General features: G+C 72.7%; 10 protein-coding genes. 5 read left to right on the plus strand and 5 right to left on the minus strand.

From position 1 onward, the window contains the following. Window positions 1–176: 176 nt before the first annotated feature. Window positions 177–935, minus strand: a complete 759-nt coding sequence (locus tag ACSHXN_RS24530) for a TIGR03089 family protein (RefSeq protein WP_438303702.1) — start codon at window positions 933–935, stop codon at window positions 177–179. Window positions 936–1074: 139 nt separating this feature from the next. On the opposite strand from ACSHXN_RS24530, the gene ACSHXN_RS24535 reads away from it, so the two are divergent. Both ACSHXN_RS24535 and ACSHXN_RS24540 read left to right on the plus strand, forming a co-directional pair. Continuing rightward, window positions 1075–2472, plus strand: coding sequence for a peptidoglycan recognition protein family protein (locus tag ACSHXN_RS24535; protein ID WP_438303703.1), 1398 nt, complete (start codon window positions 1075–1077; stop codon window positions 2470–2472). A gap of 278 nt (window positions 2473–2750) precedes the next feature. Continuing rightward, window positions 2751–3833: an NDP-sugar synthase gene (locus ACSHXN_RS24540; RefSeq protein WP_355137723.1), complete on the plus strand. Its 1083-nt coding sequence runs from the start codon at window positions 2751–2753 to the stop codon at window positions 3831–3833. A 35-nt stretch (window positions 3834–3868) separates the two neighbouring features. On the opposite strand, the gene ACSHXN_RS24545 is transcribed toward ACSHXN_RS24540, so the two are convergent. The 4 genes from ACSHXN_RS24545 to ACSHXN_RS24560 all read right to left on the minus strand — a co-directional run bounded on the left by ACSHXN_RS24545 (window position 3869) and on the right by ACSHXN_RS24560 (window position 7875). Beyond that, window positions 3869–4870 carry a DNA-3-methyladenine glycosylase family protein gene (locus ACSHXN_RS24545; RefSeq protein ID WP_438303704.1) on the minus strand — a complete coding sequence of 334 codons (1002 nt, stop codon included), beginning with the start codon at window positions 4868–4870 and terminating at the stop codon, window positions 3869–3871. A gap of 115 nt (window positions 4871–4985) precedes the next feature. Further along, the gene (locus tag ACSHXN_RS24550) at window positions 4986–6290 is read right to left on the minus strand and encodes a coenzyme F420-0:L-glutamate ligase (protein WP_355137719.1); all 1305 of its coding nucleotides are present in this window, start codon (window positions 6288–6290) and stop codon (window positions 4986–4988) included. Further along, complete coding sequence (cofD, locus tag ACSHXN_RS24555; protein ID WP_355137717.1) at window positions 6287–7246, minus strand: 2-phospho-L-lactate transferase; 960 nt, start codon at window positions 7244–7246, stop codon at window positions 6287–6289. The genes ACSHXN_RS24550 and cofD overlap by 4 nt, the downstream gene beginning before the upstream one ends. 83 nt (window positions 7247–7329) lie before the next feature. Then, window positions 7330–7875: a cysteine dioxygenase gene (locus tag ACSHXN_RS24560; RefSeq protein ID WP_355137715.1), complete on the minus strand. Its 546-nt coding sequence runs from the start codon at window positions 7873–7875 to the stop codon at window positions 7330–7332. A gap of 696 nt (window positions 7876–8571) precedes the next feature. Here ACSHXN_RS24560 and ACSHXN_RS24565 point away from each other — a divergent pair. From ACSHXN_RS24565 to ACSHXN_RS24575, 3 genes are all read left to right on the plus strand, one after another. Then, window positions 8572–8835: a WhiB family transcriptional regulator gene (locus tag ACSHXN_RS24565; RefSeq protein ID WP_003975777.1), complete on the plus strand. Its 264-nt coding sequence runs from the start codon at window positions 8572–8574 to the stop codon at window positions 8833–8835. A gap of 253 nt (window positions 8836–9088) precedes the next feature. Next, complete coding sequence (locus ACSHXN_RS24570) at window positions 9089–12703, plus strand: glycosyltransferase (protein ID WP_361156831.1); 3615 nt, start codon at window positions 9089–9091, stop codon at window positions 12701–12703. Next, entirely contained in the window at window positions 12700–14235 is a 1536-nt protein-coding gene (locus tag ACSHXN_RS24575; RefSeq protein WP_355137711.1) for a DUF5719 family protein, read from the plus strand. The genes ACSHXN_RS24570 and ACSHXN_RS24575 overlap by 4 nt, the downstream gene beginning before the upstream one ends. The last annotated feature ends 33 nt before the right edge of the window (window positions 14236–14268 follow it).

Consider the following 14268-nt stretch of genomic DNA (forward strand, 5'->3'; position numbering starts at 1 on the left):
CGGGGGCGGGGGTGGGCGGTGTTAGGCCGAACGGGGGACGGGGCGGTGCCCCGCGAAGGGTGCGCGCAGAGTGGCCGGACCGGGGCGGGACCCTGCCGGGAGTGCGGAAACGGGCGGGTGCCGGGCGCGTGCACCGGGCGGGCGCGAAGGTCTCCACCCGGTGCTCCCGGCGCCGCTCAGCGCAGCGCCGTCGCGCTGACCCGCTCGCTCTCGATCCGCTTCGCCAGAGAGTCCTCGCCGAGCCGCTCCACGTGGCGGCACAGGACCACGGAGGCCCCGACGGCCAAGGGGGCGTACAGGCCCGCGCTCAGTCCTTCCCAGGTGCCGTAGGGCAACCCGGACAGCAGACGTGAGCCGGGCCCCGTCAGGCCGAGATCGGGCGCGTCCCCACGAGCCCGCTCCACGACCTCCGCGGCCGTGTACTCCGCTCCGGCGACGATCAGCGCCGGCTCCTCCGCGGCGACGGGCGCGTAGGGCTGGAAGCGGTCGCCCTGGCTCGGCACCTCGACCGCGTAGTCGAGGAAGCCGTCCGGGGTCTGCGGGAAGCGACCGCCGAGGGGGCGCAGGGCGAGAGCGACACGCTCCCCGGGGCAGGCGCGCGCCGCGTCGAGCGTGTCGGGTCCGCTCACGACCATGTCGGCTGCGCCTGCATCGCCGCCGACATCCGCGACGACGCCCACCGACGCGCACGCGAGCAGCCACACGGCCGTCTGCCAGTGGGCGGGCAGCAGCAGTGCGACGCGGTCACCGGGCTCGGCCGCGAGATCGCCCTGAAGGAGGTTGGCGGTTTTGGCCACCCAATTGGCGAAGGTGGCCACGGAGAGTTCGACGCGTTCACCTGTGGCGTCGTCGTAGAAGGTCACCAGGGGGCGTGCGGGGTCCGCGGCGAGCGCGGATCGCAGCAGGTCGGCAGGGGTGCGGTCGGTGGCGTTCACGCGCGCAAGGGTACGCGGGGCCGGCCGGCGGGGCTCAGCGGCGGGCGGGTGAACGTGCCACCGGTTCGGACGAGCAAATCCGACGGTCCGTCAATTCCGGTATGGACATATATGTCTGACTATGTTCAAGATCAGCAGCATGCGTGGATACTTTGCTTCTTCGATCGGTGTCGCGTGCGCGACCGTTCTGACCCTGTCCGCCCCCCTTCCCGCCGCCGCCGCGGCGGCCGGGCCGGGCGTGCACCGTCCACCGTCCACCCGGCCCGTCACCGGAGCCGCGGTCCCCGGTAGCACCCAGTCGTTCCCCCTCGTCCCCCTCAACCCCGATCGTGCCGCCGGTACGGCGCCCGAGTTGGGGCTGGCCCCCAGGTCCGTGCGGTCCTTCTCACTGGTCGGTGTCGTCTGGGACGACCCGGCCGCCGAGTTGTACGGCCACGTCCAGATCCGTACCCGCGCGAGCGGCGCGGTCCGGTGGTCCGCCTGGCAGGACGTCGAGACGCACAACCACGGCCACGGCCCGGATCCGGCTTCGGACGAGGGCAGTTCGTACCGGATGCGCGGTTCGACCGCGCCGCTGTGGGTCGGCGCCTCGGACGGTGTGGAGGTGCGGGTCCGCGCGGAGGCGGGCCAGGTCGGCGGAACCCGGGTGCCCACCCTCCCCGACGGCCTGCGGGTCGAACTGGTCGACCCCGGAGCGGAGCCGGGGCAGGACGCCGTCGCCCCGTCCTCGCAGACCGACCCGGTGCAGCGGTCGGACGAGGACACGTCCTACGGCGGGAGTGCCGCGGACGCCATCGTCTCCGCCGTCGAGGCCGGACTCGCGTCCCTGAACGCCGCGATGGTCCCCGGGCCGTCCGACGGGACGACGAACGAGGCCGACGTCGAGCAGGCGGGGGAGGTGCGCGGTGGACCCTCGGCGGCCGCGAAGCCGTACGCCGCGCCGCGCCCCCGCATCGTCACGCGCAGCGGCTGGGGTGCCGACGAGAGCCTGCGCGAGTCGGGTTTCGTCTACACCGGCAGTGTGAAGGCGGCCTTCGTGCACCACACGGCCTCGGGCAACAACTACACCTGCGCGCAGGCGCCTTCCGTCATCCGCAGTATCTACCGCTATCACGTGGTGAGCAGCGGCTGGCGGGACATCGGCTACAACTTCCTCGTCGACAAGTGCGGAAACATCTACGAAGGGCGTGCAGGCGGCGTGGACAAGCCCGTGATGGGGGCCCACACCCTCGGTTTCAACACCAACACCACGGGGATCGCCGTCCTCGGCTCGTACACCGGCACCGCGCCGTCGGCCGCCGCCGTCAACTCCATCGCCGCACTCACCGCGTGGAAACTCGGCCTCACCGGCATCGATCCGCGTGGCACGACATACCTGACGTCCGGCGGTGGCAATCTCTACCCAAAGGGAGCGAACGTACGACTGAACGTGATCTCCGGCCATCGTGACGGGTTCGCCACTGAGTGCCCTGGAAAGCTGCTCTACGGCAAACTCGGCTCGATCCGTACCGCAGCGGCCCGTCTGCAGGGCCGCTGAGGTCGGGGGCCGCCGCCCGACGTCGTACCGACCACCCGCACGATGTCGTGCGGTGACCGCCACTCACCGCACGACCCCGGCACCAGCCGTACGAGTTCTTCCGCACGAAGGTGTGCGGAGGCGTCCCCACACCCAGCCGTCGAAGGACACCCCACTGTCATCGAAGGCGCCTCTAACGGTCCTCATAACGCCTTTAGCGGTCCTCATAACACGGTCTGCATACACTGGCCGGCCGATCGATCCGTTCGGCCGGTCCCGGCAGGAAGCAGAGACGACAGGTGACAGAAGCGATTCTCCTGGTCGGCGGCAAAGGCACCCGGCTGCGCCCGCTCACGGTGCACACGCCCAAGCCCATGGTCCCGGCGGCCGGGGTCCCCTTCCTCACACACCAGCTGGCGCGGGCGAGAGCGGCGGGCGTGGAGCACATCGTGCTCGCCACCTCGTATCTGGCCGAGGTCTTCGAGCCCCACTTCGGTGACGGCTCGGCCCTCGGACTCCGGCTCGAGTACGTCACGGAGGAGGAGCCGCTCGGCACGGGCGGGGCCATCCGCAACGTGGCGAGCCGTCTTCACTCGGGGCCGGACGAGCCGGTCCTGATCTTCAACGGCGACATCCTCACGGGCCTGGACATCCGCGCCCTCGTCCACACCCACCGGACGTCGGGCGCGGATGTGTCCCTCCACCTCACGAAAGTGGCGGACCCGAGGGCCTACGGCCTGGTCCCCACGGACGGGACGGGGCGGGTGACGGCGTTCCTGGAGAAGCCGCAGACGCCGGAGGAGATCGTCACCGACCAGATCAACGCCGGGGCGTACGTGTTCCGTCGCTCCGTGATCGACACCATTGCGGTGGGCCGCCCGGTCTCGGTCGAACGGGAGACCTTCCCGGACCTCCTGGCCGCCGGCGCCCATCTGCAGGGCATGGTGGACTCGACGTACTGGCTGGACCTGGGCACCCCGGCGGCCTTCGTCCGCGGTTCGTCGGACCTGGTCCTCGGGCGTGCCCCGTCGCCCGCCGTGCCCGGCCGCTGCGGCGACCGCCTGATCCTGCCGACGGCTTTGGTCGCCACGGACGCGAAGCTGACCGGCGGCACGGTGGTCGGCGAGGGAGCGTTCGTCGGGGAGGGCGCCCGGATCTCCGGCAGCACACTGCTCGCCGGCGCCGTCATCGAACCCGGCGCGGTCATCACGGACTCGCTGATCGGCGCCCGCTCCCGCATCGGTGAGCGCACCGTCCTCTCCGGCGCGGTCATCGGCGACGGCGCGGTCATCGGCGCGGACAACGAACTCCGCGACGGCGTACGGGTCTGGTGCGACGCACGGATCCCCGCGGGCGCGGTGCGCTTCTCGTCGGACCAGTAGGACACGGCCCCGGGCCGGGGCTCGTGCCCCGGCCCCTACAACCGCCCGATGTCCCCGCGCGGCATCCTCGGAGCACGTCGCGGCGGCACGCACCCGCTCAGCAGGATCAGCCGTGCCGCCCGATGCCGCTGTCCCGCATAGGGCTCCAGCAGCGACAGCATCACCTCGTCGTCCGCGTCCCGGTCGCCGGCGAGGGCGTATCCGACGATGCCCGGCAGATGCAGATCCCCGACGGTCACCGAGTCCGCCGCCCCGTGGCTGCGCTGCACGGTCTCCGCGGAGGTCCACGGCCCGATCCCCGACACCACCTCGAGCCGGGCCTGTGCCTGGGCCGGTTCCATCGCCGTCGCCTGCTCCAGGCGCGCGGCGACCCGTACCGCCCGAAGGATCGTCGAAGCCCGCTTGTTGTCGACCCCGGCCCGGTGCCACTCCCACGACGGAATCAGCGACCACGTCCGCGGCGCCGGCATCACATGCATCCGCCCCGGCGCGGGACCCGGCGCCGGTTCGCCGAACTTCCGAACGAGCAGGCGCCACGCCCGGTACGCCTCGTCCGTCGTGACCTTCTGCTCCAGGACCGACGGGATCAGCGACTCCAGGACCAGTCCGGAACGCATCAACCGCAGCCCCGGCCGACGGTGTTGCGCGAGCGCGACCAGCCGGTGCCGCGGTTCGAAGACGCCGGGGTCGTCCGATGCGCCGAGCATCTCGGGCAGTTGCTCCAGCAGCCACTCCGCACCCGGGCCCCACGCCTCCGCCTCGGCGGTTCCGGCCCGTAGCGCGACCCGCAGGGTGCCCGGGCCCACCGGGGTGAGGCTGGCCCGCCAGACGGAACCGTCCGGCGTCGCCCGGAACGTGGGATCGGCGGGGCCGCGCCGCAACGGCCCGAGCACCAGCCCCAGGTCGAGCGGCCCGGGCGGCGTCCAGGACCGTCGGCGGCCGGGGACGGTGCCCTGCCGCGGCACACCCGCGGGCACGACGACATGCCCACCGCGCGCGGTGGTGGGAGTGGAGCGCTGAGCGAATCGTCCGGCCACGGGTGACGTCCTGGTGATGCTGGGCTGTCCTACGAGGGTAGAGGGCGGGGTGCCGCGAGGGGCGGGAGTCCGCGTCATACAGGCCGGGCCGCGGCGCCGCGGCCCAGGGGTGTGCTCACCGCACTTCGATGAACGCCCGGGCGTCCCGCTCCGGCCGGGGCCTCGGCTCCTCGGCGGGGTGCCCCACGGCCACGGCGCCCATCGGCTCCCAGTTCCGCGGCAGGTCCAGCACCTCGCGGACGACGTCCCGGCAGAACATGGTCGACGACACCCAGGCCGAGCCCAGCCGCTCCCCGGCGAGCGCGACGAGCAGGTTCTGCACGCCGGCGCCGGTCGCGACCACGAACATCTCCCGCTCGGCCGCGTCCCGCCTGGCGTCGCCGTAGGTGTGGGAGCCGTCCGTCACCATGCACGGCACCACCAGGAAGGGCGCGTTGCGCAGTACGTCCCCGCGCCGGATCCGCTTGGCGATCGACTCCTCCGTCTTCCCGTCCCGCCGCAGGTCGGCGATCCAGGCGTCACGCATCGCGTCCAGCAGCCGTGTCCTCGACTCCTCGGACTCCAGGAGCACGAACCGCCACGGCGTCGTGTGGTGCGGTGCCGGAGCGGTCACGGCGGCGGCCACCGCGCGGCGCACGGCCCCGGGGTCGACGGGCTCGTCGGTGAAGGCCCGCACCGTCCGCCGCTGGGTCACCGCCTCCCGGACCGCCTCGGAGGTGCCCAGCCGGAACATGTCGTCGCGCGCGACGCGCACCATCGCGCGGGCCCCCTCGCCGTCGTCCCCGGCCACCACATGGGAAAGGCCGCGCACGACGGCGACCGGCAGCCCGGCGGCCTTGCCCTTGACCAGATCGCCGGCGGCGGCCAGTTCGTCCGCGGTGGCGACGACGGTCGCGCCGAGCGGATTGCCGTGCGCGTCCGTGCCGCCGCGCAGGTCGTCGAGGACCCGTACGCCCGCGGCACCGACGGCGACGTCGGTCAGCCCGGTGCGCCACGGCCTCCCGAAGGTGTCCGTCACGATCACGCCGACGTCGACGCCGAGTGTGTCCCGCAGCCCCTGCCGCAGGGTCCGCGCCGAGGCGTCGGGGTCCTCGGGCAGCAACAGCACGGTCCCCGCCGGGGTGTTGGAGGCGTCGACCCCGGCGGCGGCCATCACGAGTCCCTGGCGGTTCTCCACGATCCGCAGCGGCCCGCGCCGGGCCACGACGCGCACCGTCTCGGCGTCGATGGCGGCCTCCCGGTCGTCCGCACGGACGACGCGTCCCTCGGCCTTGGACACGATCTTCGAGGTGACGAGCAGGACGTCCCCGTCGACGAGACCGGGCTCGCAGGCCGCGATCAGCTTGGCGAGGTCGTCCCCGGGACGTACCTCGGGCAGCCCGGGCAGGGCCCAGATCCGGTAGCCGGGTGCTTCGCTCACGCCGTCCGCACCTCCTGCGCGAGGGCCAGCGCCTCGCGGGCCATCCGGGCCGTCGACTCGAGGTCGTTCATCATCAGCGGCACCGCGCGGCAGCGGATGCCCGCGGCCTCCACACGGTCCACGACGCCCGCGTCCACCGTGTCCACGAGCCAGCCGTCCAGCAGCCCCGAGCCGTAGTGCTCGGCGACCGCCGCGGCCGTCGACTCGACACCGACCGCCGCGAGCACCTTGTCGGCCATCCCGCGCACGGGTGCGTCGCCGACGATGGGGGACAGGCCCACCACCGGCACCCCGGCGTCCGCGATCGCCTCGCGGATCCCGGGCACCGCGAGGATCGTGCCGACGGAGACCACGGGGTTGGACGGCGGGAAGAGGACGACGTCCGCCTCCGCGATCGCCTCCAGGACACCCGGGGCGGGCTTCGCCTGCTCGGCGCCGACGGGTACCACCGCCTCGGCCGGCACGGAGGCCCGCAGCCGCACCCAGTACTCCTGGAAGTGGATCGCCTTGCGCTCGCCGTCCAACTCGACGGCGACATGGGTCTCGACACGGTCGTCCGACATGGGGATGAGCCGGACGCCCGGCTTCCAGCGGTCGCACAGCGCTTCGGTGACCGTGCTGAGCGGATAGCCGGCGCCCAGCATCTGGGTCCGCACGATGTGCGTGGCGAAGTCGCGGTCGCCGAGCCCGAACCACTCCGGCCCGACGCCGTAGGCCGCGAGCTCCTCCTTGAGGTGGAAGGTCTCGTCGGCCCGGCCCCAGCCCTGTTCCTCGTTGATGCCGCCGCCGAGGGTGTACATCACCGTGTCGAGGTCCGGGCAGACCTTCAGCCCGAAGAGGTGGATGTCGTCGCCGGTGTTGCCGATGACCGTGATGTCCGCGTCGGGCACCGCCCGCTTCAGACCACGAAGAAACCGGGCACCGCCGATGCCGCCTGCCAGAACCACAATGCGCATGGGAACCAGTCTTGCAGGCGGGCAGGACAGTGTGTGACCCGGTTGTGGAGGCTCGGCACACCCGGCGCGGCGCGGGGTCCCGTTCAGGCGGTGACCGCGTCCGCCGTCCCGCCGCGGTGGGCCGCGCACGCCGAGACCGGGGCCGCTCCGGTGCGCCGGAGCAGGGACGGAGTGAGCATCGGCATCTCGGTCAGCCCCGGGAAGTACACGTGCAGGCTCACGGCCGGCTCCAGCGTGTCGTTCACCACTTCGTGCACATATCCCGGCGCGAACACGCGTTGCGCCCCCGCACTCAACGCGCGGGTGGCGCGCTCCGTGCGCTCGGTGAGTGCGCCGTCCAGGACGGTCAGCACGCCGGACGAGTGCCCGTGGTCGTGCAGCCCGCTGCCCTGCCCGGGCACCCAGGACAGCAGCCAGACCTCGTAGCCCGGGCCGGTCTGCAGCCGGTGGTACCAGCGGGACGTGGCGTCGTACTGCACGAGGGAGGCCCACCGGGAGCGGTCGGCGGCGATGGCGCGGGCGAGACCGGCGAACTCGGCCACGGTGGAGGGGTGCTCGCGCGGCGGCTGGAGCAGATGCGGTACTTCGAGGATGTCGCCGGCGATCTGGAGGTCGCTGTCGCTGTTCATGGGTGCGGTGGTTCCTCGGCGGAAGAGTGCGGGGGGCTGGGTGTCATGTGCCGTCCGCCCGGGTCACGGGCGTGGCGCGGGCCCTGGTACGGGCGCGGGGAACAACAGCCGAGTCGTGTGGACTCAGGGGCGGCCGGAGCGGTGGGGCAGGCTCAACAGCCGGAACAGCAACAGCGAGCACGGGCAGCGCCGAGCAACCCGACGGGGCGGGTCGAGGCGGCAGCCGAGTTCGCGAGCATGCTCACTAGGACATCGGTTCACACCTTCGCTGTCAACTTCGGTCCCGGAATGTGGGAAGTGTTTCACCCCATCCGGTTCATCTGACAGATGAAAGGTTTGTGCAGGGGGAGTCAGGGACACATGGAGCGCACCGCCGGACGTGTGGACGCCGTTGCGATCTCGTGATCCGACTGTGATCCGTTTCGCTTCGCCGTTCGCGCCGGAACGAGATCGAACTTGTGGGCGTCCTTCCCTGTGGGGGCGGGCGGCTCGCGTGGACCCCCGATGGCTGTCAGGGTTTATGCCGATTTGAACACTTTCCGCAAAGCCTTGGTTCCGCAGAGTGAATAAGGGGCCCAATAGCAGATCTCGGCTTGACTGGCCCGGATCGGCACACTTGTAATTTCACTCGTGTCGTTCAGCCGAAATCGGTAACGGCTACATCACGGGGACGCGAAAGACTGACGAGGGGCGCACATGACCGAGCTGGTGCAGCAACTGCTGGTCGACGACGCGGACGAGGAACTCGGCTGGCAGGAGCGCGCGCTGTGCGCCCAGACCGACCCCGAGTCCTTCTTTCCCGAGAAGGGCGGCTCCACCCGCGAGGCCAAGAAGGTCTGCCTCGCCTGTGAGGTCCGCTCCGAGTGCCTCGAGTACGCGCTCGCCAACGACGAGCGGTTCGGCATCTGGGGCGGTCTGTCCGAGCGGGAGCGCAGGCGCCTGAAGAAGGCCGCGGTCTGACGCCCACGGATCGCGAACCGTCCTCGAGGACGTCCCGGGAAGAGCGCGAACACGGGCCGCTCGCCGGTCCTCCGGCGAGCGATGAAAGGCGCACATCCATACGTAACGAACGGCCCGGCGCCGAGGGGTTGTCCACAGGCGGCGGATGGTGATCTTGTCCAGCGGTTAGTGTGGGCCTCCGTCCGAGACGTCCCGCTGCCCCCTCGGGGCACAGGCGTCCACCGCAGTCCATCGAACCGGGGCCCGTACCTCGATGTCCGTGCACAGCCATACGGCGGCCCAACCCAACGCCGCCATGCCAGAGTTCCCGCGTCACGTGGTCACCGCGGTGCTCGTCGCCCACGACGGCGCCCGCTGGCTGCCCGACGCGCTCACCGGGCTGCTCGGCCAGGAGCGCCCCGTGCAGTACGCCGTGGCTGCCGACACCGGCAGCGCGGACGCCTCAGCACAGCTGCTCACCGAGGCCCTCGGCCCCGATCGCGTCCTGCACCTCGCCCGCCGTACCGGCTTCGGCCAGGCCGTCGAAGAGGCGAACCGCAGCGCGCCGGTGCTGAGCCCCGAAGATCTTCCCTATCTCAAACGCCCCAGCGGCTGGGACCCCGCCACCCGCACCTGGCGGGACGAGGCGTACGAGATGCCGGAGTTGCCGTACGGCGAGCCGGTGCACTGGCTGTGGCTTCTGCACGACGACTGCGCGCCCGAACCCGACGCCCTCGCCGAGATGCTCCGCCTCGTGGAGAACGAACTCGAACTGGGCCGGGACGACGTGGCCGTCGTCGGGCCCAAGCTCCGGGGCTGGTACGACCGCCGGCAGCTTCTCGAGGTCGGCGTGACCATCGCCAACTCCGGTCGCCGCTGGACCGGTCTGGACCGCCGCGAACAGGACCAGGGCCAGCACGACCACATCCGCCCGGTGCTGTCCGTCTCCACGGCCGGCATGCTCGTCCGGCGCGACGTCTTCGAGGAGCTCGGCGGGTTCGACCGGCATCTGCCGCTGATGCGCGACGACGTCGACCTGTGCTGGCGCGCCAACGCGGCGGGACACCGTGTCCTCGTCGCACCCGACGCGGTCGTGCGCCACGCCGAGGCGGCCTCCCGCGAGCGCCGCGCCGTCGACTGCGTCGGCCGCACCGCGGCCTCCCCGCACAAGGTCGACAAGGCGGGCGCCGTCTACACCCTCCTTGTCAACGCACGCACGGCACAGCTGCCCTGGATCCTGCTGCGGCTGGTGCTCGGCACCCTGCTGCGCACGGTGGCCTATCTCGTCGGCAAGGTGCCCGGACAGGCGCTCGACGAGATCCGCGGCCTGCTGGGCACGGCGCTGCGGCCCGAGCGGATCATCGCCGGCCGCCGAAGGCGCGGCCGCCCGCTGGTCGACAAGGACGAGCTGCGGCCCTTGTTCCCGCCGCGCGGAGCGACCGTCCGGGCCACCGTCGAACAGGTCGCGAGCAACCTGGTGGGTCGCTCCGACCCCGAGGTCTCCGCGGCCGGCAGGCACGGCGCGGGCCTGGAGTCCGGACCCGGCGGTGACGACGCCGACTTCCTGGAGGTCGAGCAGTTCGCCCGGCTCAAGCGCATCGGCCGCAAGCCCGGACCTGTGCTCTTCGTCGTCCTCCTGGTCTTCTCCCTCATCGCCTGCCGCGCCCTGCTGGGCGGTGGCGCGCTTGCCGGCGGAGCGATGCTGCCCGCGCCCGCCGACTCCTCCGAGCTGTGGTCGCGGTTTCTCGACGCCTGGCATCCGGTCGGTGCGGGCGGCACCCAGTCCGCGCCGCCCTACCTCGCCCTCGTCGCCCTGCTGTCGAGCATCCTGTTCGGCTCCACCGGACTCGCGGTCACGGTGCTGCTCGTCTGCTCCGTGCCGCTGGCCGGCCTCACGGCGTACTTCGCCTCGCGGCCGCTCGTCGAGTCGCGGCTGCTGCGTGCGTGGGCGTCCGTCGCCTACGCCTTCCTGCCCGCCGCCACCGGCGCGCTGGCGGGCGGCCGCATCGGCACGGCGGTCCTCGCGATCCTGCTGCCGCTCATCGCGCGCGCGGCCGTCGCCGCCGCAGGGCTCGCCCACGCCTCGGGCGCCCGCGGCAGCTGGCGCGCCACCTGGGCCTACGCCCTGCTGCTGACGATCACCACCGCGTTCACCCCCATCGTGTGGCCGATCGCCCTCGTGCTCGGCGTCGCGCTGCTCGCGGTGCGCAGGAGCGACATCGCCGCCTACGGCCTGCGTTTCCTCGTCCTGCTGGGCACCCCGCTGCTGCTCCTCGCCCCCTGGTCGCTGTCGCTGCTGCCCTTCGGCTTCTTCAAGGAAGCGGGTCTCGACTACGGCGGGAGCGCGGCCTCCGCCTCCGACCTGCTCGGTGCGAGTCCGGGCGGTCCCGGCACCGTCAGCGGGCTGATGCTGATCGGCATCGTGCTCGCCGCGCTGGCCGCCCTGATGCGCTCCGAGCGAGCGGCCGGCATCCGGACGGCGTGGGCGGTCGCGCTGGTGGCCCTCGTCTTCGCGGTCCTGTCCAACGGCTCCGCCTGGGCCGGACCCGCGACCCTCGTCTACGGTCTGGCCCTGCTGTCCGCCGCGGTCGTCGGCGCCGACGGCGCCCAGGAGCGCGTGGCCGAGCAGAGCTTCGGCTGGCGTCAGCCCGTCGCCGCGCTCATCGCGTTCGCCTCCGCGGCCGGTCCCCTGCTCATCGCCGCCGGCTGGATGATCCGCGGTGCCGACGGGCCTCTGGAGCGGCGCGACGCCGTGCAGGTGCCCGCATTCGTGGCCGAGGAGGGCGGCACCTCCGACCAGGCCCGGACCCTCGTCCTCGACAGCCCGTCCACCGCACGCGTCGGGTACACACTGGTCCGCGGTTCCGGCGCCCGCCTCGGCGACGGTGAACTCGCCACGCAGGACGGCGAGAACAGAAACCTCGACAAGGTCGTCGCCAATCTCGTCGCGGGTTCCGGCGCCGACCAGGCCGACGAGCTCGGCGGCTTCGCCGTGCGTTACGTCCTCGTCCGCAAGGGCGCTCCGCGCGAGATCAGCCGGGTGCTGGACGCCACGCCCGGCCTGACCCGGCTCAGCCAGCAGGACGGCAGCGCCCTGTGGCGGGTGGACCGGCAGGTCTCCCGGGCGGCGATCGTGAGCGGGTCCGCCGCGCCGGAGGCCGTCCCGGCCGGACCCGTCGACATCCACTCGAAGATCCCGTCCGGTGCCGAGGGCCGCGTGCTGCGGATCGCCGACACCGCGGACGCCGGCTGGACCGCGACCCTGGACGGCAGGCCGCTGACCCGCACCACGGTCGACGGCTGGGCCCAGGGCTTCGAACTGCCCTCCTCCGGCGGCACGTTGGACGTCACGTACGACACACCCATCGGCCACACCGCATGGCTGTGGGCTCAGGGCGCGCTCGCCGTCGTCGTGCTGGTGCTGGCGCTGCCCGGCCGCCGCCGCGATGTCGACGACGACCTCCCCGAGGAGCAGTTCGTGCCCGCCCAGGACACCACCGGCGAGGGCCGCCGTGCCCGCCGGCTGCGCGCCCAGGCCGAGGCGGAGGAACAGGCACAGGACGCCGACGCGCCACCGCCGCCTGAGGAGGAGCAGCCCGCGGAGGTCCCGCAGCAGCCGGTGTACGACGAGTGGGACACGGGCGGCTACGGGAACGGCGAGTACGGCACCTACGGCGGCGAGCAGTACCAGGGCGTTCCGCAGCAGTACGCGCAGGGCACCTACGAGCAGCAGCCGTACCAGGCCGACCCCTATCAGGGTGCCCAGTACGACCCCTACGCCTACGGGAACCCGGCGCAGTACGACCAGACGTACAACCAGGGCTACGCCATGCCGTACGACCCGGCGCACGGCACCGACCAGGAGCGCCCCGACGGGAGCCAGCAGTGAAGCGCACGACCCTGTCCCTGATCGCCGGCACGACCGCGCTCGCCGCGGTCACCGGCTTCGCGGCGCTCACGGCTCCGTCCGCGTCCGGCAACGGCGCCGCGAAGCCGGCTGCCCGGCTGCCCGTGGAGCAGACCCGGCTGCTGTGCCCCGAGCCGAGCACCTCCGACATCGCCGACACCACGTACACGTCCTTCACGCCGGTCGCGCAGGGCACGGACGGCGGCGGCAAGGCCGAACTCGTCGCAGCCGGCGAGCAGTCGGGGGACACCTCGGGCTCCTCCCAGAGCGGCAAGGGCGGCAAGGACGGAAAGAGCGGCAAGAGCAAGAAGAAGTCCGATGCGCCCACCGTGACCCCCAAGGCGCCCGGGACACCGGTCACCGGGGACGGCTCGGGCTCGGACACGCCCGCGCTGATCGGCACGGCCACGGGCCGGTTCGCACCCGGCTGGACGGTCCAGGAGACGACCCAGGTCGCCGCGGGCACCGGTCGTGGGCTGCTGGGCACCAACTGCACCGCCCCGGACACGGAGTTCTGGTTCCCGGGCGCCAGCACCGCCGCCTCCCGCACCGACTACGTGCACCTGACCAACCCGGACGACTCCGCCGCGGTCGTCGACATCGAGCTGTACGGCAAGGACGGCAACCTCAAGTCGGTGGTCGGCGAGGGCATCACCGTCCAGCCGCACTCCACCGAGCCGGTCCTGCTGTCCACGCTCAGCGCGGCCAAGGAGAACGACCTCACGGTCCACGTCAGCGTCCGCAGCGGCCGGGTCGCCGCCGCCGTTCTGGCCCTCGACGACAAGCTGGGCGGCGACTGGCTGCCCGCCTCCACGGACCCGGCGAGCTCGCTCGTGCTGCCCGGCATCCCCAAGGACGCCACGGACGTCCGCCTGATCGCCTTCGCGCCCGGGGACGCCGACGCCGATCTGAAGGTGCGTCTCGCCTCGCCCTCCGGGCAGATCACCCCTGCCGGGAACGAGACGCTGCACGTGAAGGGCGGCATGACCACGGCGGTGGATCTCGGCCCGCTCACGCGCGGCGAGGCGGGTTCCCTGGTGCTGTCCGCCGGCGACACCCCCGTCCCGGTGGTGGCCGCCCTGCGGGTGGTCCGGGGCAAGGGCGACAAGCAGGAGTCGGCCTTCATCCCGGCGACCGCCCCGGTCGGTACGCGTGCGTCGGTCGCGGACAACAGCGCCAAGGGCAGCACCCTCGCGCTGACCGCCGTGGGCGGCTCCGCCACGGTCAAGGTGACCGCCTCGGCGGGCAGCGAGGGCGGCACCGCGGCGACCAAGGAGTTCACGATCAAGGGCGGTACGACCCAGAACGTGGAGGCGCCCGTGCCGAGTGGCCTCAAGGGCACCTATGCGCTCACGGTCGAGCCGGTCTCGGGCGGGCCCGTCCATGCCGCCCGCATCCTCCAGACGACCATGGAGGGCGTGCCGGCGTTCACGGTGCAGACCCTTCCCGACGACCGGGGGACGGTCGCGGTGCCGCAGGCGGACGAGGACCTGTCGGTGCTGCTGAAGAAGTGACGGCGGGGCCTGCGGGCCCCGGCAGCCGGCCCG

The sequence above is a fragment of the Streptomyces sp. HUAS TT11 genome, from assembly GCF_051553595.1.
Classification (GTDB): Bacteria; Actinomycetota; Actinomycetes; order Streptomycetales; family Streptomycetaceae; genus Streptomyces.